Origin of the sequence: Paenibacillus aurantiacus (genome assembly GCF_042431225.1) — a bacterium.
GTDB lineage: Bacteria > Bacillota > Bacilli > Paenibacillales > Paenibacillaceae > Paenibacillus_Z > Paenibacillus_Z aurantiacus.
Map to the genome: position 1 here is coordinate 66,993 of NZ_JBHMDO010000025.1, position 21,369 is coordinate 88,361.

At 57.1% G+C, this 21,369-nt stretch carries 19 protein-coding genes; 16 read left to right on the forward strand and 3 right to left on the reverse strand.

Going from position 1 to position 21,369, the window contains the following annotated elements:
- Positions 1-57: 57 nt before the first annotated feature.
- The 7 genes from ACFFSY_RS15925 (at position 58) to serC (ending at position 8,004) form a co-directional block, all read left to right on the forward strand.
- Complete coding sequence (locus ACFFSY_RS15925) at positions 58-747, forward strand: response regulator transcription factor (RefSeq protein ID WP_377495692.1); 690 nt, start codon at positions 58-60, stop codon at positions 745-747.
- A 4-nt stretch (positions 748-751) separates the two neighbouring features.
- Entirely contained in the window at positions 752-2,233 is a 1,482-nt protein-coding gene (locus ACFFSY_RS15930) for a sensor histidine kinase (protein ID WP_377495694.1), read from the forward strand.
- A gap of 50 nt (positions 2,234-2,283) precedes the next feature.
- The gene (locus ACFFSY_RS15935; protein WP_377495696.1) at positions 2,284-3,234 is read left to right on the forward strand and encodes a 4-hydroxy-3-methylbut-2-enyl diphosphate reductase; all 951 of its coding nucleotides are present in this window, start codon (positions 2,284-2,286) and stop codon (positions 3,232-3,234) included.
- A 17-nt stretch (positions 3,235-3,251) separates the two neighbouring features.
- A complete protein-coding gene (locus tag ACFFSY_RS15940; RefSeq protein ID WP_377495698.1) occupies positions 3,252-3,785 on the forward strand; it encodes a DUF2062 domain-containing protein in 534 nt (177 codons plus the stop codon).
- A 114-nt stretch (positions 3,786-3,899) separates the two neighbouring features.
- Positions 3,900-4,961 carry a 3-deoxy-7-phosphoheptulonate synthase gene (gene aroF / locus ACFFSY_RS15945; protein ID WP_377495700.1) on the forward strand — a complete coding sequence of 354 codons (1,062 nt, stop codon included), beginning with the start codon at positions 3,900-3,902 and terminating at the stop codon, positions 4,959-4,961.
- Positions 4,962-5,232: 271 nt separating this feature from the next.
- Positions 5,233-6,657: a type I glutamate--ammonia ligase gene (glnA, locus tag ACFFSY_RS15950; protein WP_377495702.1), complete on the forward strand. Its 1,425-nt coding sequence runs from the start codon at positions 5,233-5,235 to the stop codon at positions 6,655-6,657.
- A 258-nt stretch (positions 6,658-6,915) separates the two neighbouring features.
- Positions 6,916-8,004: a 3-phosphoserine/phosphohydroxythreonine transaminase gene (serC, locus tag ACFFSY_RS15955; RefSeq protein ID WP_377495705.1), complete on the forward strand. Its 1,089-nt coding sequence runs from the start codon at positions 6,916-6,918 to the stop codon at positions 8,002-8,004.
- Between the two features lie 73 nt (positions 8,005-8,077).
- Here serC and ACFFSY_RS15960 read toward each other — a convergent pair whose 3' ends face one another.
- Positions 8,078-8,800 carry a response regulator transcription factor gene (locus ACFFSY_RS15960; RefSeq protein WP_377495707.1) on the reverse strand — a complete coding sequence of 241 codons (723 nt, stop codon included), beginning with the start codon at positions 8,798-8,800 and terminating at the stop codon, positions 8,078-8,080.
- Positions 8,801-8,916: 116 nt separating this feature from the next.
- On the opposite strand from ACFFSY_RS15960, the gene trmL reads away from it, so the two are divergent.
- The 3 genes from trmL to ACFFSY_RS15975 all read left to right on the forward strand — a co-directional run bounded on the left by trmL (position 8,917) and on the right by ACFFSY_RS15975 (position 11,706).
- Complete coding sequence (gene trmL / locus ACFFSY_RS15965; protein ID WP_377495709.1) at positions 8,917-9,381, forward strand: tRNA (uridine(34)/cytosine(34)/5-carboxymethylaminomethyluridine(34)-2'-O)-methyltransferase TrmL; 465 nt, start codon at positions 8,917-8,919, stop codon at positions 9,379-9,381.
- A gap of 174 nt (positions 9,382-9,555) precedes the next feature.
- Positions 9,556-9,807 carry an AbrB/MazE/SpoVT family DNA-binding domain-containing protein gene (locus ACFFSY_RS15970; RefSeq protein ID WP_377495711.1) on the forward strand — a complete coding sequence of 84 codons (252 nt, stop codon included), beginning with the start codon at positions 9,556-9,558 and terminating at the stop codon, positions 9,805-9,807.
- Positions 9,808-10,506: 699 nt separating this feature from the next.
- Complete coding sequence (locus ACFFSY_RS15975) at positions 10,507-11,706, forward strand: aminotransferase-like domain-containing protein (protein WP_377495714.1); 1,200 nt, start codon at positions 10,507-10,509, stop codon at positions 11,704-11,706.
- A 224-nt stretch (positions 11,707-11,930) separates the two neighbouring features.
- Here ACFFSY_RS15975 and ACFFSY_RS15980 read toward each other — a convergent pair whose 3' ends face one another.
- Both ACFFSY_RS15980 and ACFFSY_RS15985 read right to left on the reverse strand, forming a co-directional pair.
- Complete coding sequence (locus ACFFSY_RS15980; protein ID WP_377495716.1) at positions 11,931-12,254, reverse strand: Rieske (2Fe-2S) protein; 324 nt, start codon at positions 12,252-12,254, stop codon at positions 11,931-11,933.
- Complete coding sequence (locus tag ACFFSY_RS15985; protein ID WP_377495718.1) at positions 12,251-12,994, reverse strand: DUF2161 family putative PD-(D/E)XK-type phosphodiesterase; 744 nt, start codon at positions 12,992-12,994, stop codon at positions 12,251-12,253. Before ACFFSY_RS15985 ends, ACFFSY_RS15980 begins: the two co-directional genes overlap by 4 nt.
- 724 nt (positions 12,995-13,718) lie before the next feature.
- Here ACFFSY_RS15985 and ACFFSY_RS15990 point away from each other — a divergent pair.
- From ACFFSY_RS15990 to ACFFSY_RS16015, 6 genes are all read left to right on the forward strand, one after another.
- Positions 13,719-15,614 carry an ATP-dependent protease PrkA gene (locus tag ACFFSY_RS15990; RefSeq protein WP_377495720.1) on the forward strand — a complete coding sequence of 632 codons (1,896 nt, stop codon included), beginning with the start codon at positions 13,719-13,721 and terminating at the stop codon, positions 15,612-15,614.
- 261 nt (positions 15,615-15,875) lie between these two features.
- A complete protein-coding gene (locus ACFFSY_RS15995; protein ID WP_377495722.1) occupies positions 15,876-16,637 on the forward strand; it encodes a methyltransferase domain-containing protein in 762 nt (253 codons plus the stop codon).
- Between the two features lie 114 nt (positions 16,638-16,751).
- Positions 16,752-17,756 carry a protoglobin domain-containing protein gene (locus tag ACFFSY_RS16000; RefSeq protein WP_377495724.1) on the forward strand — a complete coding sequence of 335 codons (1,005 nt, stop codon included), beginning with the start codon at positions 16,752-16,754 and terminating at the stop codon, positions 17,754-17,756.
- Positions 17,757-17,935: 179 nt separating this feature from the next.
- Entirely contained in the window at positions 17,936-19,399 is a 1,464-nt protein-coding gene (locus ACFFSY_RS16005; RefSeq protein WP_377495726.1) for a circularly permuted type 2 ATP-grasp protein, read from the forward strand.
- A gap of 26 nt (positions 19,400-19,425) precedes the next feature.
- A complete protein-coding gene (locus tag ACFFSY_RS16010; RefSeq protein ID WP_377495728.1) occupies positions 19,426-20,433 on the forward strand; it encodes an alpha-E domain-containing protein in 1,008 nt (335 codons plus the stop codon).
- Complete coding sequence (locus tag ACFFSY_RS16015) at positions 20,430-21,317, forward strand: transglutaminase family protein (protein WP_377495730.1); 888 nt, start codon at positions 20,430-20,432, stop codon at positions 21,315-21,317. Before ACFFSY_RS16010 ends, ACFFSY_RS16015 begins: the two co-directional genes overlap by 4 nt.
- Positions 21,318-21,369 lie beyond the last annotated feature (52 nt).

The following is a 21,369-nucleotide window of genomic DNA, read 5'->3' on the forward strand; positions in this document are numbered from 1 at the left end:
CCTGGCGTTGATCGGGTATAATAGCTGCATGAACATGAGATGGGTGGAGGGAACGGGATGAGACCGCATATTCTCGTCATTGACGACGATGACAAAATTACATCCTTGCTAAGACGCAGTCTGGCGTTCGAGGGATATGAAGTAACGACGGCAAGCAATGGCCTGGAGGGACTCAAGCAGATGCTGACAAGCGATCCGAACCTGCTCATCTGCGACGTCATGATGCCCAGCGTCGACGGATGGGAAGTCGTGCGCCGGGTGCGGGAGGGCGGCAGTTCCGTACCCGTACTCATGCTGACGGCCAAGGACGACGTACAGGATCGGGTGAAAGGGCTCGATATCGGCGCGGACGATTACTTGGTGAAGCCGTTCGCGCTCGAAGAGCTGCTCGCGCGCGTTCGCGCCCTGCTGCGGCGCAAGACGGACAAACTCGAGGACAATGGCAACCGCATCGTCTTCGAGGAGCTGACATTGGACCTCGACTCGCGCGAGGCGATTCGCGCCGGTCGCCGGATCGAGCTGACGGCGAAGGAATTCGATTTGCTTCATCTGTTCATGCAGAACCCGAGACGCGTCTTGACCCGCGACTCCATCATGGACAAAATCTGGGGCTACGATTACAGCGGGGAATCGAACGTGCTCGAGGTCTACATCGCCATGCTCCGCCAGAAAACCGAGGAAGGCGGAGCCAAACGGCTGATTCAAACGGTACGCGGCACCGGTTACGTGCTGCGGGGGGAGAACTGACATCATGCCCATACGGCTTAAGCTAACGCTATGGTATTCGGGCCTGCTGGCCGTGACGCTGCTCGTGCTAGGCGTCTCCATCTATACCTTCGTCAACCTCAACACTTACCGGGATGCCAAGGCGGCGGCGATGGAAGGGCTGAACAGCAACGTGAGGTACAGCCTGCCGCCCGATGGCGACCCGAGGGGTATCGAGATCTTTTTTGGCCTTGGCGCCCGTTTCGACCGCAGCGTTTTTCTGCAGGCGGTGAACTATGAGACCGGCGGCGTGGTAAGGTCCCAGAATCTACAAGACAATAACGTGAAGCTTCCTTATCCGAAGCAGTCGAACGGAATCAAGGAAGGGTATGTAAAGATGAAGGTAGGCGATACGCCGCTGCTCGCGTACCAATATCCGATCGTCCTTGTCGGCAAGGTCGTGGCGGTCGTCCACAGTGCCGTAATAACGAGGCAGGAAGCTCAATACCTGACCGACCTGAGAACGATACTGATCTTCTCGTCCGTCGGCGTCGTGCTGCTTACGTTCGTAGCGGGTCTGCTCATCTCCCGCCAGGCGCTCCGGCCGCTGCAGGGCATTATCCAAGCAGCGGATCTGGTCAGAGACGGCTCGAACTTAAGCGTACGTATTGAGCGCAAAGGACCCAACGACGAGCTCGGTCGGCTAACCGACACGCTGAACGGCATGCTTGAGCGGATCGAGACGACGTACAACGAATTAGACGAGGCGTACAACGCGCAGCGCAGGTTCGTCTCGGATGCCTCGCACGAGCTGCGCACGCCGCTTACGACGATTCGCGGGAATATCGAGCTGATGGATAAAATGTGGCGTCCTTCGCTCATTGCGGCAAGCGAAGATGGCGGGGACGGCGCGATGCCGGTGATTACGCCCCAGCACGCCGAACTGACGCGCGAAGCGATGCAGGATATCGCCGACGAGGCGAAGCGGATGTCGCGGCTCGTGAACGACTTGCTGTCGCTCGCAAGGGCGGACGCCGGTTCCGTTATGGAGAAACATGTCCAGCCGCTGCAGCCGCTCGTCGAGGACGTCGCGCGCCGGGCGCAAATGCTGCCAAGGCAGGCGGAGTTCCGTATCGGCGATTTGTCGACGCTCGAAGGCGCGGAAGTGAACGCGAACGCCGATTATATCCGGCAGCTGCTCTTTATTTTCATTGAGAATGCTTTCAAGTATACGCCGTCCGGCTATGTAGAACTTTACGCGAAGCGCGCCTCTAACCAAGCGGGCGTCGTAATCAAGGATACGGGCATCGGCATGAACAGCGAGGAGATCCCGCATATCTTCGACCGCTTCTATCGCGCGGACGTGTCGCGCGGCAAGACGAGCGGCACCGGCTTGGGGCTGTCCATCGCCAAATGGATCATCGACGAGCACGGCGGCTCCGTCGAAGTTTCCACCCGGGAATCGGAAGGATCGACATTTATTGTGTGGCTGCCGATTGCTTTCCCTGACCAATCGAATCAGGTATAATAGTCTTCAGGAATCATTCAGGTATTGGTTGAGGGAAGCAGGTGCAGGATATGGAAATTGTCAAAATTTCGCCGCGCGGCTACTGTTATGGCGTCGTCGACGCCATGGTCATGACGCTTCAGGCTGTCAAAGACCAGAATCTGCCGCGGCCGATTTATATTCTGGGGATGATCGTGCATAACGCGCACGTCACGGAAGCGTTCAAGCAAGAAGGGGTCATCACCCTCGACGGCGAGAATCGACTGGAAATTTTGGAACAGGTTGACAAAGGAACGGTTATTTTCACCGCCCATGGAGTTTCGCCGGAAGTGCGCAACCGCGCGCGGGAGAAAGGACTTACGGTGGTCGACGCGACGTGTCCGGATGTGACGAAGACGCATGACCTCATTAGCAAGAAGACAGCCGAAGGTTACGATATTATTTATATTGGCAAGAAGGGGCATCCTGAGCCGGAAGGGGCAATCGGCGTTGCGCCCGATCGCGTGCATCTCATCGAGCGGGAAGAGGAGATTGATCGTCTCGAGCTGCCATCGGAGCGTATCATCATCACGAACCAGACGACGATGTCGCAATGGGACATTCGTCATTTGATGCAGCGGCTGCAGGAGAAGTTCCCGCATGCCGAAGTGCATAACGAGATCTGTCTGGCGACGCAAGTGCGTCAGGAAGCGGTCGCAGGTCAAGCAGGTCAGGCTGAGCTTGTCATCGTGGTCGGGGATCCGCGCAGCAACAACTCGAACCGGCTTGCTCAGGTGTCCGAAGAGATCGCAGGCGTGACGGCGTACCGGGTGTCCGACGTATCGGAGATCGACAGGGAGTGGCTGAAGGGCAAGTCCCGCGTGGCGGTCACGTCGGGCGCTTCGACGCCGACGCCGATTACCAAGGAAGTCATCACCTATCTCGAGCAGTTCGACGACGCGAATCCGGCGACGTGGGAAATCAAGAGAACGGTAAACATGAGCAAGTTGCTGCCGACCCTTCGCACGAAGACGACAGGTTAGGGAAGGGGGCCTATCGGATGGCCAAGCAGAAGAAATCGCCCTCTTGGAAGCGTTGGATCAAATTAAAGTACACGCAGCTGATGCGTGCGCCCGGAGGAGCTGCGTTCGTGGCGCTGGGGTTCTCCATCGGCATGGCGATCGAGATGTTTACGCTGCCTACGTACGGGCTTGCGTTCTTCCTCATCTTCCCGCTCATCTACTGGCTGGGCGGGAGCCTGGCCGGCGCGCTGATCGGGTTTGTGGTGGGCAAAATCATTTTCATCCCGGTGGCGTTCATCAATAACCGCGTCGGTGGCTGGGTGCTCCCGGACCATATGAAGATTCATGTCCCTTTCGGACCGGACTGGTTTACCGAGAAGCTGGACCATATCTTGCTCGTGAATCTCAAGCTAATCGTCGGCGGGATCATTGACGGGATCATTCTCGGCGCTATCTTCTATTTCCCGGTGAAATATTGCATCCAAGCGGTAGCCAATCGGCGCAAAGAAAAGCGCAAACAGCGGCGCGTCCACCTCGAGACGAGCGCGGCAAGGCTGCCTGCGACGGAATAACATGAAGCGGTCTCTTGACGGGACCGCTTTTTTTCGTTAGAATTACTTTAACGAATAAAAGCATAAAAGCTTAAAAGCGTATAAGCGTTGAAGCGAGAAAAGGAGTTGGCCATTATGATCGTCATTACGAATAATAGCGTCTCGGAAGAAAGAATCGGAGAGATCGTCCAGTATATCGAGAAAGCCGGCGTACAAGCGCACGTATCGCGCGGAACGGATCGCACGGTCATCGGCATTATCGGCAAGGCAGACCCAACGCTTGCGGAGCATCTGCGTTCCATGAAGGGCGTGGAGAATGTCATCAAGATTTCCAAGTCGTACAAATTGGCCAGCCGCGACTTCCATCCGGACGATACGGTCATTGATATTAAAGGCGTCAAAATCGGCGGAAACAACCTTGTCGTCATGGGCGGTCCTTGCGCCGTCGAATCGCCGGAGCAAATCGACGAGATCGCGCGCCTCGTGAAAGCGGCCGGCGGCCAAGTGCTTCGCGGCGGCGCGTTCAAGCCGCGCACGGGGCCGTACAGCTTCCAGGGCGTCGGCGTGGAGGGTCTGATCATGATGGCCGAGGCGGGACGCAAGCACGGGCTGCTGACCATTACCGAAGTCATGACGCCGGAATATGTCGACATCTGCGCGGAATACGCGGACATTCTGCAGGTCGGCACACGCAACATGCAGAACTTCGATCTGCTCCGCAAACTGGGCACAATCAAGACGCCGGTCCTATTGAAGCGGGGCTTCAGCTCCACTTACGACGAGTTCCTCAATGCGGCGGAGTACATTTTGGCGGGCGGCAACCCGAACGTCATGCTCTGCGAGCGCGGAATCCGAACGTTCGAATCTTACACGCGAAACACGCTTGATCTGGCAGCTATTCCCGCCCTTCAGCAGCTGAGCCATCTGCCTGTCATCTCCGACCCGAGCCACGGTACCGGACGGCGCGAGCTAGTAGAGCCGATGTCCAAAGCTTCGGTAGCGGCAGGCGCGAACGGACTCATCATCGAGATGCATACCGACCCCGACAATTCCATGACAGGCGACGGCGTTCAATCGCTGTTCCCGGATCAATTCGCCAACTTGCTGAAGGAGCTCGAGCAGCTCGCAGCGCTTGTCGGCAAACGGTTTGACACCTCCAAGGAGCCGGCGGAAGCCTTCGCGACTTGGTCCAAATAATTCGATTGAACGAAGGCCAAAAGCACCATCCAGGAAGCCGCGAAATCCTTGCCGGGCAAGGAAGCGGTTTCCTGTTTTTTTGTGAACCCTTCACAAATATGCTTTATAACAAATGTGTGAAGATAGCTAACACTTCATTCAAAAAATACCTGACATAGCTATTGACGATTGTTCGCGTCGAATTCTATAATAACAATCATAGTTTAGAGAAAAACTTGAACGTTTAACGTTCAACACATCGCTAATGTTCGGAAATGGAGGAAACAACCCAATGTCAGTTCAAAACGTTTTGAACACAATTGCTGAAAACAACATCCAGTTTGTCGATTTCCGCTTCGTGGATCTCGCAGGCCGTGCGCACCACATCACCCTTCCTTCGACAGAAGTCGACGCAGAGACGTTCGTAAACGGCGTAGCATTCGACGGCTCCTCGATCGAAGGCTTCCGTGGAATCGAACAGTCCGACATGGTAATGATGCCGGATACGGAATCTGTGTTCATCGATCCGTTCACAGACCATCCAACTTTGAACGTTATGTGTAATATCCATACGCCTGACGGCGAGCGTTATGACCGCGACCCGCGTTCGATCGCTCAGAAAGCAGAAGAGCTTCTGCAACAGTCCGGCGTAGGCACGACGGCATTCTTCGCGCCTGAATCCGAATTCTTCATCTTCGACGATGTTCGTTACGAGTCCGGCATGAACAAATCGTACTACGAAGTCGATTCCGAAGAAGCAGCTTGGAATACGGGCCGCAAAGAAGAAGGCGGCAACCTTGGTTTCAAAGTCGGCGTTAAAGGCGGCTATGTACCAGTTGCTCCGGTTGACTCCCAGCAAGATATCCGCAGCGAAATGGTTCGCGTTATGCAAGAAGCGGGTCTTCGCGTTGAGCGTCACCACCACGAAGTTGCAACAGCTGGTCAAGCTGAAATCAACTTCCGTTTCTCGACCCTGACGAAAACAGCTGACAACCTCATGCTGTACAAATACATCGTTCATAACGTTGCTCGCCAATATGGCAAAGTCGCAACGTTCATGCCGAAGCCGCTCTACGGCGATAACGGTAGCGGTATGCACGTTCACATGTCGATCTTCAACGGCGACGAGCCGCTGTTCTACGACAAAGGCGCTTACGCGAACCTGAGCCCGCTGGCTATGCACTACATCGGCGGTATTCTGCACCACGCTCCAGCGCTGATCGCCCTGACGAACCCGTCGACGAACTCGTTCAAACGTCTGGTTCCAGGCTACGAAGCACCGGTTAACCTCGTATTCTCGAAAGGTAACCGTTCCGCAGCGGTTCGTATTCCAATCGCAGCGGTTACGCCGAAAGGCTGCCGTATCGAGTTCCGTACGCCGGACTCCACAGCTAACCCTTACCTGTCGTTCGCGGCAATGCTGCTCGCAGGTCTGGACGGCATCAAACGCAAAATCGATCCAACCGCACTGGGCTATGGTCCATTCGATACGAACATCTACGAGCTGTCCGACGAAGAGAAGAAAGAAATCCGTTCCGTACCAGGCACGCTGGACGAAGCGCTTGACGCTCTCGAGGCAGATTATGAGTTCCTGACAGAAGGCGGCGTATTCACGGCCGACTTCATCGAGAACTACGTTGCGATCAAACGTAACGAAGCAAAAGCGGTTGCAACTCGCATCCACCCGCACGAATACAGCCTCTACTTCGGCTGCTAATCGACGAACGTATTCATTCGGATCAACGAGCTCTCCCGACCGGGGGAGCTCGTTTTTTATAAGCGAGCGTATTGTAGATGTAGATTGCTGTTTTTGGTGTCGAATCGGGATTATACAAGTTTAACATGTCGTTTTTGGGCGAAAAGACGAATGTTTGTTTCTTCTTAATGTGAGGATGTTCGACTTTTTGCCACTTGAAGGTGAAGGGTAATCTTGCTATAGTAGCCATAGGCAAATAGAAGACGGGAGTGGATCACGGTGACGAAACGGGCTTACAACTTTAATGCGGGACCGGCCGCGCTGCCGCTGGAAGTGCTTCAACAGGCGCAGGAGCAGTTGGTCGATTACGCGGGCGCGGGCATGTCGATTATGGAGATGTCCCACCGCAGCGCGATTTACGAGCAAGTGAACGAGGAGACGCAATCGCTGCTTCGGGAGCTGTTCGGCATTCCGTCGAACTATAAGGTGCTGTTCCTGCAAGGGGGAGCTAGCACGCAGTTCGCGATGATTCCGATGAACCTGCTGCCAGCGGGCAAAGTCGGCGCGTACGTCGCGACCGGCAGCTGGGCGGACAAGGCGCTGAAGGAAGCGAAGCTGTTCGGCGAGACGACGGTCGTCGCTTCTTCGGAAGCGGACAAGTTCAACCGGATCCCGGATTTGTCGAATGTCGAAATTCCGTCGAACGCGGCTTATCTGCATGTCACTTCGAATGAAACCATCGAAGGCACGCAATATAAGCAATTCCCGTCGACCGGCGACATTCCGCTGATCGGCGATATGTCCAGCGATATCTTGAGCCGTCCGGTCGACGTCAGCCAATTTGGCATGATTTATGCCGGTGCGCAGAAGAATCTAGGACCATCCGGCGTAACGATCGTCATCGTGCGCGAGGATTTGGTGCAGGAGAGCCCCAAATCGATCGCGACGATGCTGCGCTATGATACGCATGTGAAGAACAACTCGCTGTACAACACGCCGCCGTCCTTCTCGGTGTATCTCGTGAACCTTATGCTCAAGTGGGTGCAAAGCCGTGGCGGCGTAGCGGCGATGGAGCAGTACAACCACGACAAGACGAAGCTGATCTACGACACGATCGATCAAAGCGGCGGCTTCTATCGCGGTTTTGCGGACGCAGGCAGCCGTTCGGCGATGAACCTTACCTTCCGCATCCATAGCGAAGAGCTCGAGAAGCAATTCGTCAAGGAGTCCGAAGCACACGGCTTCGTCGGCTTGAAAGGCCATCGCAGCGTCGGCGGACTTCGCGCCTCGACGTATAACGCGGTACCGCTGGAGAGCTGTAAGGCGCTTGCAGAATTCATGGCCGACTTCCAGAGACGTAACGGATAACCTCGCATGACACGACGCAGACCGCCCCGCACCTGATCAAGCAGGAGCGGGGCGGTCTTCTGTCTGCCTAGGATCAGGCATTCTGGATGACCGATTCGGCCGCAGCCGGACCGGAAAGCTTGTATCCTACATTGCGAACGGTCATAATATACTCGGGCGCTCTTGCGTTGCGCTCGATTTTGTCGCGAAGATGACTGATATGGACGTCGACGATGCGAGTATCGCCCAAGAAGTGATAATCCCATACGCCATGCAGCAGCTGCTGGCGGCTGAGCACTTTGCCGCGGTGACGGCAGAGGAAGAGCAGCAATTCGAATTCCTTCGGCGTTAGGTCGACCGCTTTGCCGTCGACGCGAACCTCGCGCTGCTCGGCGAATACCGTCAGCCGGCCGATTTCGTGTACGACGTTGCCGCCCGATCCGGGCAGTGCCTGCGTCCGGCGGAAGATCGCTTGAATCCGGGAGAGCAGCTCTTGCGGAGAGAATGGCTTCGTCATATAGTCGTCCGCGCCGTTGTCGAGGCCGGTAATTTTGTCAGTGACATCCTGAAGAGCAGTCAGCATGACGATCGGCACGGCGTTATTCTGTTTGCGAAGCTCGCGGCACACCTGAATCCCGTCCATTTTGGGCAGCATGAGATCAAGAACAATGAGGTCGGGACGGAACGGCTTTAACATATCGAATACAGCTTCGCCGTCATGGACGCAGCGCACGTCGTAGCCGGCGAGTTTCAAGTTGAACTCGATTAACATGGAAATGGAGGGCTCGTCATCGACGACCAAAATCTTCTTTTTCATCGTTCCCGAAATCTCCTTTTTAGGTGGGTTCGATGTCTATTATGAAGCCCTTCGTTATTCCCCAGATTAAGGTAACGTTAACCGGATGTAAAATGTAGTAGAGGAGACGAACAAGAATGGCTTTTCACATCGTACTGGTCGAGCCGGAAATCCCGGCGAATACAGGCAATATCGCGCGTACGTGCGCGGCGACGGGGACGCATTTGCATTTGGTGCGCCCGCTCGGTTTTAACACGGATGACAAAACGTTGAAACGGGCCGGTCTCGATTATTGGTACGCGGTTCAGGTGCATTACCACGACTCGTTCGACGAACTGAAGGCGTTGCACCCAGATGCCCGGTTCTTCTGCGCGAGCACTCGTTCTTCCCGGCCTTATACCGAATATCAATTTCAAGACGGCGATTTCTTCGTGTTCGGCAAAGAGACGAAGGGGCTGCCGCAATCGATTCTCGACGCGCACCCGGATACGTGCTTGCGGGTGCCGATGACGGACAAGGTTCGGTCGCTGAATTTGTCCAACTCCGCGGCGATCGTCATCTATGAAGCGTTCCGCCAAATCGGCTTCGCTGGATTAGAATAAACCGGTTGCTTTTCATTTACTCTTCTGGCTGAGGTTATATCGTTGAGAAGTATTTGCATGATACTAAGAAAAATGCGAAATGGGCAGGAAATGCCCGGCTCAAGGCGAACGTTATACATGCGATATTCTCGTGACATAGCTTGCAAACCTAGACTGCAGAAGAGGTGAACGGCATTGAAACCGGCTGGTGTTGTGCGCAAGGTCGATCAACTGGGCCGCATTGTGCTGCCTAAATCGCTGCGTAAGCGATATCAAATGAACGAAGGCGATCCTGTCGAAATTTTGGTACAGGGTGACCATATCATTTTGGAGCGTTACCGCCCGAGATGTGTGTTTTGCGGTAACATGGAAGAAGTACGCGAATTCAAAGAGCGCTATTTGTGCTCGCAATGCATCACTGAAATGTCACATCTTAAACGCGACTAAACGCTTTAGCGCGGTGAACGAAAAGAAGCTTCCAGCTGAAGATCGAGGGATCTTAAGCGGGAAGCTTCTTTGTCTTGCAATTAGAGGCCTTTGGTCTTGTCGTCATTGTATGACGCAGTCATCATGGCGGTCAAGAACAATACCGATACGGTCAGTACGATCAGAAATCCAATCGTCATCCTGCACACCCCCAGTAATTGTGCCCAAATGAACATGGCTTGGCCATGTTAGCTTCATGGTGAAGCCTTCCTTATTATACCCAACCCCCTGGAAAAAGAAAATGCGGGAAGAGAGGGGAAGGGGCGTGAAGATGTGAACGAATTGTGAAATGCACAATTGGTTTGAACTCCCGATCGGGAGTTCAGCATTTGTGCAGTCACAATTGGCTTGCGCGCCCGGAACGGGCCAGCAGCATTTGTGCAGTCACATTTGGTTTGAACCCCCGATCGGGAGTTCAGCATTTGTGCAGTCACAATTGGCCCCGCGTGACCGGAACGGGCCAGCAGCATTTGTGCAGTCACATTTGGTTTGAACTCCCGATCGGGAGTACAGCATATGTGCACACCCCAATTGGTTTGCGCCCATGTAGTGGGGCGCAGCATTTGGGTAATCACAATTGGCCCCGCGTCCATTCCCCGGTTCAATCCGTCTCCACTCCTGCGTATGATGAAGAAAGATGATAGAAGGAGGCGGGGCGCGATGCAATATCGGTTTTCCGGGCGGGTGGCGGGGATGCAATCCTCCGTGATCCGCGACATACTGAAGCTGGCGCAAGGAAGCGACCTGCTGTCGTTCGCGGGCGGACTGCCGGACGCGAAGCTGTTCCCGGTCTTGGCGATCCGAGAGGCGGCGGCCCGCGTCTTGACGGACCGGCCGGCGGATGCGCTGCAGTATGGGCCGACGGAAGGAGATCGGCAGCTGCGGGAATGGTTGTGCGGGCAAGCAGCGGCGAAAGGCACGGGCGCGACGCCGGACGAAACGCTGCTGACGACAGGGTCGCAGCAGGCGCTGGATTTGGCCGTGCGTGCGTTGACCGAGCCCGGCGATGCCGTGCTGGTGGAGAATCCGACCTATCTCGCTGCGCTGCAGTTGTTCGGCGCGTACGGCTTGACGGTCATTCCGGTCGCAAGCGACGAGAGGGGGCCGCTCCCGGATGATACGAAGCGGCTCATCCAAGAGAAGCGCCCGCGCCTGCTATATGGGGTGCCGACGTTCGGCAACCCGACCGGGCGAACGTGGAGCGCGGAACGCCGAACGGCAATCATACGGCTGTGCGCCGCCGAAGGCGTCCCTATCCTGGAAGACGATCCGTACAGCGCGCTGCGGTTTGCCGAGGAGGAACGGGAACCGAGCTTGTTCTCGCTGGCTGGAAGCTGCAAAGGAAGTCCGGTCGTCTACTTGGGCACGTTCTCCAAGATGGTCGCGCCGGGTCTGCGTACCGGCTGGGCGATGGGCGATGCGGAGGTGATCCGCATGATGGCGAAAGCCAAGCAGGCGTCCGACTTGCATTCAAGCGCCTTGGACCAGCGAATTATCGTTCAATTGCTGCGCGATTTTCCGCTCGAGGATTACCTTCGCGACGTATCGCGGGAGTATGGGCGGCGAATGAATCTGATGCAGCGCGAGCTGGCCTCGCATCGAATCGAAGGGCTGCGCTGGGAAGAACCGCGCGGCGGCATGTTTCTCTGGCTTACGCTGCCGGAAGCCTTGGACGCGGAAGCGCTGCTTCGGGCAACGCTGCGCAAAGGCGTGGCGTTCGTGCCCGGCGCGCCGTTCTTCGCGGGCGTGCCGGAGAAGAATACGGCGCGACTTAATTTTACCGGTATGGATGACGAGCGGACGGTGGCGGGGATTGGGCTTCTCGCGGAGGCGATCAGTGAGTTTCTGGCGAGATCTTAAATGGCAGTCGAATTATGATCGCCTTGGAGGTTAAGCACGTAGCGGCGCACCCAATCTTCCGATAATAATCCGCGATACCTGCTAATCGGCGTACGTAGATTTAATGACTCAAATAATAAACCTCCGTCCCCATGAGGAAGCGCGAACTCGTGAAGGCCGGCCCTACAGGCTGATCCTTACGAATCCGTCTTCGCCCAATGGAGGCGGAGGCGTCGGTTCATCGTCTAGACGTTCGTTCTAATCGTAAAATGTCCGTCGCGCACTTCGACAGGCTGGCAATCGAGCCGCTCGCCGGGCACGTTGGTCGATTCGCCGGTCAGCGGATCGAACGCCCAGAAGTGAAGCGGGCAGATCAGCTCGTTCTCGTGCTGCCGCACCAAACCGCCGGCATGCGGGCAGATGGCGGAGACGAGCCGGTAGCTATCGGCGTCGGCGCCGGTCTGCACGAGAAAGAATGGATCGCGGTCGATCGTAATGGTAGCCGGAAAGGATGTAACTTCGTCTACGCTTGCGATAATGCGGTAATCGTGCTCAGCGGGATCGTTCATGTCTCCACCGTCTCCTTTGGCAGCGTTTGCTTGGTGCGGAGCCAGACGTCGAGTATATCGGCGTGCTCGGCGACGGCTTGCGCACCGCTCTCCTTTAACCGATATACCCCGCGTCCGACGCGTTCGAACCAGCCGTAATAATCTTTATTCAAAATTTCGCGCGCCCGGACGACCTCAGTCAGCTCGGCCGCCTTGCGCGGAGGAAGATCGCCGTGCAGGTGCAGCGCCCACGCGATGCGCAGCGCCTTCTCGCGATAGGCGGTGACCAACTTGCGCTTCGTGCTGCCGCCGGTATTATAATCGCCGCTTCGTTCGCGGAATTCGGTCATCAGCCGGCTTTCGCGCAGCCGCCTTCTCCCTCGGACGGGCGGATCGCCGGGCTCGCAGAGCATCTCGATGACCGGCGCTTTGGTTTTGAAGAATGTAATGGTCATGAGGCCGATCCCGAGCATGCGGCACAATTCGGCCAGATCGCCGAAGCGCTGATTGTGCGCGCCGCTCTTCTTGCGGTTGCGCTCGACGGCCAGGATGACGCGGTCGGTCAGCCGCAAGCGTTCGATTCCTTGCAGCAGCAGGGCGAGGTTGAATGTTTTCTTCATCTCGACGATGACGGTCTCGCCGCTGGCCGGATGGACGGCCACGAGGTCGCAGTGCATGACCTCGCTCTTCACGTCGTAGCCTTTCGATTCGAAATAACGTTTGACCGGAGGGTACAGCTCCGTTTCATGCTGAACGGCCATGGGGGTCATGCGCTCCTCTCTTGCCGACCATTATAACATAATCGGGGCAAGCGCTTCATCGTCGCAGGGTGGAGGGGCTCGCCCCTTTGACCCCGCTTTTGATTGCGCCCTCCCCCTTCCCCCTCCGCCTGAGGGGAACCAGAGGACTGGAGCATATGCTTCCGATGTCGTTTTCCATCCGGAAAACGTTTACCTCTGGACTCCCTTTTTCGTGCAGCCACTATTGTTTGCGGTCGGCGGGTGGGTTCGAACGTGGCACGCTTTTATCCTCGCGGACAAAGCTTCAGTGGGATTTGAAGGAAAACATAAGCCTGTCATAGGCCATGGGTGGCTTCACCCGACGTTTCTTGCGGGGGAGTCGGTTAAGCGGCCTGCGGAGAATGCTCCGTACGCATTTTGAACCTATAGCCAACTGAGAGAGCACAGCACGCATCCTCGCTGCCGCTAAAGCTATCTGGACATGTCAGCTTTTGGGGACTGGTCAGAATTGAAGCGCTTACAATTGCTGGTAATCAGGTGACTCAAGTGTAAAGCTTGTGTGAAAAAGGTCGGATTTTGCTAGATCGGCAATTAAAATATAGGGCAACTTCCCCCGCTTAAGCGCATAGGATTATAACACTTCACCCAATCGCTGATTTGAAGCCTATCAGCTAAGAATGAAAACGGCCTTCGGTAGTATGCCTGACTTGGGACCGCATCGGAAGGGACGAGAGGGAGGTAAGGCATGGAGATTTTAAAACGGATATCCGCCTACAAGGCGGAGAGCGATAAGCTCGCGTGGACTGGATCGTTCAAGGAGTACCTGGAGCTGTTGAAGGAAGACCCTACGCCTGCCATGACTGCGCACGCTCGTGTCTACGAAATGATCAAGTCCTACGGGGTTGAGGAAGAGAACGGTCGCAAGACGTACAAATTTTTCGAACAGGAGATCTTCGGTTTGGACCGCGCGCTCGAGAAGCTGGTGGAGGAATACTTCCACTCCGCCGCCCGCAGGCTCGACGTCCGCAAACGGATTCTGCTGCTCATGGGGCCGGTCAGCGGCGGCAAATCGACGCTGGTCACGATGCTCAAGCGGGGGCTGGAGCAATTCGCCCGCACGGAGCGCGGCGCGGTCTACGCGATCAAAGGATGCCCGATGCACGAGGATCCGCTGCATCTCATCCCGAACGAGCTTCGGGCGGAGGCGGAGAAGGAGCTGGGCGTCCGCATTGAAGGCAATCTATGCCCATCCTGCCAAATGAGGCTCCGGACTGAGTTTGAAGGCGATATTGAGAACGTCCTTGTCGAGCGGGTGTTTATCTCCGAAGAGAACCGCGTCGGCATTGGCACCTTCAGCCCGTCGGACCCCAAATCGCAGGATATTGCCGACTTGACGGGCAGCATCGACTTCTCGACGATCACGGAGTTCGGCTCGGAGTCCGATCCGCGCGCCTACCGGTTCGACGGCGAGCTGAACAAGGCCAACCGCGGTCTGATGGAGTTCCAGGAGATGCTCAAGTGCGACGAGAAGTTCCTGTGGAACCTGCTCTCTCTGACGCAGGAAGGGAATTTCAAGGCGGGGCGGTTCGCGCTCATTAGCGCCGACGAGCTCATCATCGCGCATACCAACGAAACGGAGTACAAAGCGTTCATCGCCAACAAGAAGAACGAGGCGCTCCAGTCGCGGATGATCGTCATGCCGGTGCCGTACAACCTGAAGGTGTCGGAGGAAGAGAAAATTTACGCCAAGCTGATCAGCCAGAGCGATATGAAGCATATCCATATCGCGCCGCATGCGCTGCGCTCGGCCGCCATCTTCTCGATCCTGACGCGCCTGAAGGAGACGAAGAAGCAGGGCATGGACCTGATCAAGAAGATGCGCATGTACGACGGCGAAGAGGTGGAAGGCTACAAGGAAGCGGACTTGAAGGAGATGCAGAACGAGTACCTGGAAGAAGGCATGAGCGGGATCGACCCGCGCTATGTCATCAACCGGATCTCGAGCGCGCTCATCAAGCAGAACTTGCAGTTCATCAGTGCGCTTGACGTGCTGCGCGCGCTTAAGGAAGGATTGGACCAACATCCGTCCATCACGAAAGAAGAGCGCGAAAGATACTTAAACTTCATTTCGATCGCACGCAAAGAGTACGACGCGCTGGCGAAGAAAGAAGTGCAGAAGGCGTTCGTCTACTCCTTCGAGGAGTCGGCGAGGACGCTGTTCGAAAACTATCTCGATAACATCGAGGCTTATTGCAACTGGTCTAAAATCCGCGATCCGCTCACGGGCGAGGAGATGGATCCGGATGAGCGTCTCATGCGTTCGATCGAGGAGCAGATCGGGGTATCCGAGAACGCGAAGAAGGCGTTCCGCGAAGAAATTCTGATCCGCATCTCCTCGTATTCGCGCAAAGGCAAGAAGTTCGACTACGCGAGCCACGACCGGCTGCGCGAGGCGATCGAGAAGAAGCTGTTCAACGATTTGAAAGATATCGTCAAAATCACGACGTCGACGAAGACGCCGGACGAGAAGCAGCTCAAGCGCATGAACGAGGTCATCAACCGTCTCGTCGAGGAGCATGGGTATACGCCGGTCAGCGCCAATGAACTTCTGCGTTACGTCGGCAGTCTGTTGAACCGCTAACCTGCAAGCTGACAATTTGGACTCCCGCCTAAGCCGCAGTGCGAATCGTGCACTGCGGCTTAGGCGCGTTGGCGATGAACTTGCGCCCGTCGAAGGGGATGCAGGAGGCGCATGCGAGGAGCGGGGGCGGGTGCCGGGGGATGATGAGTGTTGTGCAATTTATAGTTTTAAACTATTAAACATATTACCTTTATATATTTCAAACGATGCGCAGCGTCGTGATATAACGGAGTTACCAAACTTTGGATGGAGGCGATTGGCATGACGCAGCGTTGGCATGCGCAAGGGTATGACAAATCGATGGGGTTCGTATCCCGTTACGGCGAGGAGCTCGTGGAGTGGCTGGACGTGAAGCCCGGGGAGCGGGTGCTGGATTGGGGGTGCGGCACGGGCGATCTGGCGGCTGAGCTGGCGCGCAAGGGGGCGGCCGTTACCGGTATCGACGCCTCGGCGGACATGGTCGAGCAAGCCCGGGCCAAGTACCCGCAGCTGGATTTCCGCGTGGCGGACGGTCAGCGTTATGTTAGCGAGGCGGCTGCCGATGCGATCTTCAGCAACGCCGCGCTGCACTGGATGACGGATGCGGCCGGCGCTGCGGCCGGCATGAGCGCTTCGCTGCGGCCGGGCGGCCGGCTCGTCGCCGAATTCGGCGCGGCAGGCAATATCCGCCGCATCCGGGAAGCGCTTGGCGCGTCGTTCGCAGCGGTCGGCGTGGCGGAGGAACCGGCATGGCCGTGGTACTTTCCGACGGTAGGCGAATACGCGTCGCTGCTGGAGCGCAGCGGCTTGGAGGTGCGGACGGCGCTCCGGATGGAACGGCCGACGCCGCTGTCGGACGGCGAGCAGGGGATGCGGGTATGGCTTACGACCTTCGCGAACGGTATCTTGTCCCCTTTAGCGGAAGACGTTCGGGAGGAGGTCGTCGCGGAGACGCAGCGGAGGTTGAAAGCAACTGCTTTGTGGGAGGATGGCCGTTGGACGGCGGATTACGAGAGATTGCGGATTGTCGCGGTGAAACGGTAGCCGGATGCGACCTTGGAGAAATTTTGGGAGGTGTAAATATTTACATCCCTTTGGTCGATGATATAAAGGAAGGAACTGACATGGGGACCGATTCATAAGGGGGACATCTGCAACATGATTAACGTATCTGCGGAGCGGAGACGCCAGCTTGATTTTACGGGAATTACCGAGGACGACGTACAGCTGCTCGGCAGCCAGAAGGAGCTGTTCGCCAAGATCGTCAAAGAGGTCGTCGACCGTTTCTACGACCGGATCGGCCGGGAATCGGAGCTGAATGCGATCATCAACAAGTTCAGCACGATCGATCGGTTGAAAGAAACGATGCGCATCTACTGGATGTCCTTGACCGAAGGGAAGATCGACGACGAATTTATCAAGAACCGCGTGCGGATCGGGATGGTCCACTCCAAAATCGGGCTGACGACGGACTGGTATTTGGGAGCGTACGCGATTTATCTGGATATCGCCGCTCAAGTGCTGCAGCGAACGGTGCCGGACAATTGGCATCGCATCTATCATGCGCTGACCAAAATGTTCAACTATGATTCGCAGCTCGTGCTTGAAGCCTATGAGCAGAACGAGCAGGCCCGTATTCAGAAGATGGCCGACGAACGGGCGGAATCGCTGCGGCTCATCACGAAAGCGGTACAGGATCTGGCCGGGATGATCGTTGAACTCGACGACAATGCGCGGGTCATCGCCGATTCCGCCGTGGCGACCGCCGAATCCCAGGAGCAGGCGGGCCAGACGCTCGGCCAGCTGATGAAGGACGTCGAGAGCATCGGCGAGGTTGGCTTGCTGATCAAAGGGGTCGCGGAGCAGACGCACCTGCTTGGTTTGAACGCCGCAATCGAGGCGGCGCGTGCCGGCGAACACGGACGCGGCTTCGATATCGTAGCGGGCGAGATCCGCAAGGCGGCGGCTTCTTCCCAGCAGGCGATGGAGGCGATCTCCACGCGTCTGCGCGAAATCGAGAAGAAGGTCGTGCTCGTGCGCAAAGATTCGGAGCAAACGTCGGTGCAAGCCCGCGAGCAGGCGGCGCGCTCGGAGGAACTGGCTTCGTTCGTGACGATGATCGAGCAGGTGACAGAGGATTTGAAGGCGCTGAACAAGCGGTAACATCAAAATACGTTATAAAAACAGGGGACCTTTCACAAGAGGTCCTCTTTTGTGTTATATTAGTTGACATACATTTTGGATTTGGATATCATTTGGGTAATGAATACTAGAAACATTCGGGTTTTGCGTCGTTTAAATTTACACTAACCTAACATATGGTGGTTTTGGAGGCGGTTCGCATGTCGATAGCCGTACAATCACAGTGTCAGCCGTATGATGCCGATTCCTTCTACGACGAGATGTTCGCGCGGGATTTGTCCGTCAGGCGGCATTACGAGGCGATCTTCCGGACGTTCGCCCGTATGGGGCAGCCGGAGCTGGCCGCCCATCATCACGCGCTGCAGCAGCGAATGTTGGAGGAGGGCATCACGTTCACGTTGTATGCCCCGGGGCAGACAGAACCGCTGGAGCGGACGATTCCGTTCGATTATATTCCGCGCGTCATTCCGCGCCAGGAGTGGCTGATCATCGAACGGGGCATGAAGCAGCGGGTCAAGGCGCTGAATATGTTCGTCCAAGATGTATATCATGGCCAGCGCATCGTGAAGGAAGGCGTCGTCCCCCGGCGGATGATCGTCGGCAACTGCTATTTTCGGCCGGAGATGACGGGGCTATCCGTGCCTGGCGATGCGTACATGACGGCTTCGGGCATCGATTTGATCCGGGATGAGACGGGAAACTATTACGTGCTGGAAGACAATCTTCGGACGCCCTCGGGCTTCTCTTACCTCTACAAAGGCCGCAGTATGATGAGCGAGCAGTTCCATGATCTGTACCTGCAAAGTTCCGTTGCGGACATCGATCAAAGCCTCAATCTGTTCTTGCGCTCGCTCCGCTCGCTCGCACCGAATGGCAAGCGGGACCCGCTCATCGTCTTGCTGACGCCGGGCGCTTACAACTCCGCCTATTATGAGCATACCTTCCTCGCGCAGCAGATGGGCATTCATCTGGTGGAGGGCCGCGACCTGGTGTACAAGGACCACAAAATCTATCTGCGCGACCTGCGCGGTCTTCGCCGAGTGGACGTCATCTATCGCCGGTTGGACGACGATTATTTGGACCCGCTCGCGTTCGCGCCCGATTCGATGCTCGGCGTCCCGGGGCTGATGAACGCCTACCGCGCCGGCAATATTGCGATCGCGAACGCGCCGGGTACCGGCGTCGCGGACGACAAGGCGGTGTATGCTTACGTGCCGGATATGATCCGCTTCTATCTCGGGGAGGAGCCGATTCTGCAGAACGTGCCGACGTATATTCTCAGCCGGAAGGAAGACCGGGAATTCGCGCTGTCGCATCTGAACGAGCTGGTCGTGAAGGAGACGTCGCTCTCGGGCGGTTATGGCATGCTCATCGGGCCGACGGCATCGCCGAAGGAGATCGCGGCGTTCGCCGAGGCGATCCGCCAAGAGCCGGGCCGCTATATCGCGCAGAAGACGATGAAGCTATCCCGGGCGCCCGTCATGCTCGGCGGTGCGATGACGCCGCGGCATATCGACCTGCGCGCCTTCGTGCTGATGGGCGCGGGCGGCGACATTCACGTCGTGCCCGGAGGACTTACCCGCGTGGCGCTGCAGGAAGGTTCGCTCGTCGTCAACTCTTCGCAGGGCGGCGGCGTAAAAGATACATGGGTGCTGAACCGGTAACGATTACGAGGTTGGAGGGATGACCGATGATTAGCCGGAATGCGGAAGCGTTGTTCTGGATCGGCCGCTACATGGAACGGGCGGAGAATCACGCGCGGCTTATCGATGTTCATTATCATCTTCAAGCGGAGGAGCCGCTGGCGTCTGTGCAGGAGCAGCAGGATGGCGCAGCCGAAGGAAGCATGCTCGGCAAGTGGGCGCGCATCGTCGACGCGCTGGGCAGCCGGGCGGCTTACGAGCAGCAGTACGGCGGTTATAAGGAATCGGATGTGCTGTATTACGTCACCTTGGACCGCGACAATCCGAACTCGCTCGTCTCCTGCGTGAACTACGCCCGGGGCAATGTGCGCACGCTGCGCGAGAAGCTGCCTGCCGAGGTATGGGACATTACGAACGCCTTCTATCTGTGGCTGCGCGAGAAGCAGCCGTCCGATCTCATGCGCGAGTCGCCGCACGTTTTTTTCGGCCGTGTGAAGGAGTGGACCGCGCTCTTCCAGGGGACGCTGCATTCGGTTATGCCGCGCGAGAATGAATGGTATTTCATTGCGTGCGGCCGGTATTTGGAGCGTACAGAGAACACGCTGCGCATTATCCGCTCGGCTGGGCTTGCCGCACCGGATGGCACAGGCGCGATGGATGGCTACGACCCGGTGTATCCGTATTTGCAGGCGGTGCTCCGCTCGGTCAGCGCGTATCAGCCGTTCCGCCGGTACTATGCCGACGGCTTCTCGTTGGAATCGATCGTCGAATTTCTCGTGCTCAGCCCGGTCTTCCCGCGATCGGTGCACTTCTCGCTTCATGCGTTAGATGAGCATCTGCGCGGTATCGAGCTGAGCGACAAAACCATGCGGGTGCGGCACGACCGTGTGCTCCGGCAAATCGCGAAGCTGACGGCCGACTTGAACTGCCTGGAGCGGGAGGAGCTGTCGCCGCGCGGGGAGGCGGTCGTCGTCATTGATATGCTGCAGTCGGTGAACCAGCTCGGGGCAATGTTCGCGCAAACCTTTTTTCGGGCAGGAGAGGCGAGCGCATGAAGCTGCATATTACGCATACGACGCAATACACGTATTCCTCGCCGGCCGCGGACAGTGTCAATGAGCTTCGGCTGACACCGTTCACGAACGAGCATCAGTCATGCTATCGCCATACGCTAACGGTGGAGCCGAAGGCGCCGCTGCTCAGCTATGACGATTTCTTCGGCAACCGGGTGCACGCCTTCTCCGTTAGCGAGCCGCATGGCAAGCTTACGATTCGCACGCAGATGACGGTCGTCACGAAGGCGGCGTGGCCGCGCGCGGGCGGGATGCGGCTGACGGCAGGCGAATCGTGGGCCGCGCTCGCGGAAGCCGATGTGCAGGACGGTTACGCCGAATTTTTGCTCCCGACGACGTATACGGGCATTACGGAGGAAGTGAGAAGTTTCGCGGATCAAGCAGCGGCCGAGGAGGGGATAGATCGGCCGGCGGAGGAGGAGGACGTGTTCGATTGGCTGAAACGGACGTCGCGGCGGATTAAAGGCGATTTCGTCTATGATCCGGGCGCGACCGACGTAAACACCATCGTCAGTGACATGATCGTCAGCCGAAGAGGCGTCTGTCAGGATTTCGCGCACTTGATGATTGCCGTGAGCAGGGCGAAAGGGATTCCGGCCCGTTACGTGAGCGGCTATCATTTCGTCGGCGATCTGCAGGGCGGAAGCGCCGAGTTCGAGCAAGCGTCCCATGCCTGGGTGGAAGCCTACGTGCCCGGGCTCGGATGGTGCGGCTTCGATCCGACGAACGACGAGCTGATCGGCGAGCGATACGTCAAGCTGGGACACGGCAGAGACTATAGAGACATCGTCCCGGTGAAGGGCGTCTACCGCGGCGCGGGGCAATCCCGGCTCGACGTGAAGGTTGACGTGCAGCAGGCGGAATAGCGATAGACCGGGCGCGCTGCCCTTGCGGGCGGCGATAGAGCCGGCACGCGGA

What these genes read in the sequence shown, in the direction of transcription:
- ACFFSY_RS15925 (WP_377495692.1), top strand. Translation starts at nt 58, where the DNA reads ATGAGACCGCATATTCTCGTCATTGACGACGATGACAAAATTACATCC.
- ACFFSY_RS15930 (WP_377495694.1), top strand. Translation starts at nt 752, where the DNA reads ATGCCCATACGGCTTAAGCTAACGCTATGGTATTCGGGCCTGCTGGCC.
- ACFFSY_RS15935 (WP_377495696.1), top strand. Translation starts at nt 2,284, where the DNA reads ATGGAAATTGTCAAAATTTCGCCGCGCGGCTACTGTTATGGCGTCGTC.
- ACFFSY_RS15940 (WP_377495698.1), top strand. Translation starts at nt 3,252, where the DNA reads ATGGCCAAGCAGAAGAAATCGCCCTCTTGGAAGCGTTGGATCAAATTA.
- aroF (WP_377495700.1), top strand. Translation starts at nt 3,900, where the DNA reads ATGATCGTCATTACGAATAATAGCGTCTCGGAAGAAAGAATCGGAGAG.
- glnA (WP_377495702.1), top strand. Translation starts at nt 5,233, where the DNA reads ATGTCAGTTCAAAACGTTTTGAACACAATTGCTGAAAACAACATCCAG.
- ACFFSY_RS15960 (WP_377495707.1), bottom strand. Translation starts at nt 8,800, where the DNA reads ATGAAAAAGAAGATTTTGGTCGTCGATGACGAGCCCTCCATTTCCATG.
- trmL (WP_377495709.1), top strand. Translation starts at nt 8,917, where the DNA reads ATGGCTTTTCACATCGTACTGGTCGAGCCGGAAATCCCGGCGAATACA.
- ACFFSY_RS15975 (WP_377495714.1), top strand. Translation starts at nt 10,507, where the DNA reads ATGCAATATCGGTTTTCCGGGCGGGTGGCGGGGATGCAATCCTCCGTG.
- ACFFSY_RS15980 (WP_377495716.1), bottom strand. Translation starts at nt 12,254, where the DNA reads ATGAACGATCCCGCTGAGCACGATTACCGCATTATCGCAAGCGTAGAC.
- ACFFSY_RS15985 (WP_377495718.1), bottom strand. Translation starts at nt 12,994, where the DNA reads ATGGCCGTTCAGCATGAAACGGAGCTGTACCCTCCGGTCAAACGTTAT.
- ACFFSY_RS15990 (WP_377495720.1), top strand. Translation starts at nt 13,719, where the DNA reads ATGGAGATTTTAAAACGGATATCCGCCTACAAGGCGGAGAGCGATAAG.
- ACFFSY_RS15995 (WP_377495722.1), top strand. Translation starts at nt 15,876, where the DNA reads ATGACGCAGCGTTGGCATGCGCAAGGGTATGACAAATCGATGGGGTTC.
- ACFFSY_RS16000 (WP_377495724.1), top strand. Translation starts at nt 16,752, where the DNA reads ATGATTAACGTATCTGCGGAGCGGAGACGCCAGCTTGATTTTACGGGA.
- ACFFSY_RS16005 (WP_377495726.1), top strand. Translation starts at nt 17,936, where the DNA reads ATGTCGATAGCCGTACAATCACAGTGTCAGCCGTATGATGCCGATTCC.
- ACFFSY_RS16010 (WP_377495728.1), top strand. Translation starts at nt 19,426, where the DNA reads ATGATTAGCCGGAATGCGGAAGCGTTGTTCTGGATCGGCCGCTACATG.
- ACFFSY_RS16015 (WP_377495730.1), top strand. Translation starts at nt 20,430, where the DNA reads ATGAAGCTGCATATTACGCATACGACGCAATACACGTATTCCTCGCCG.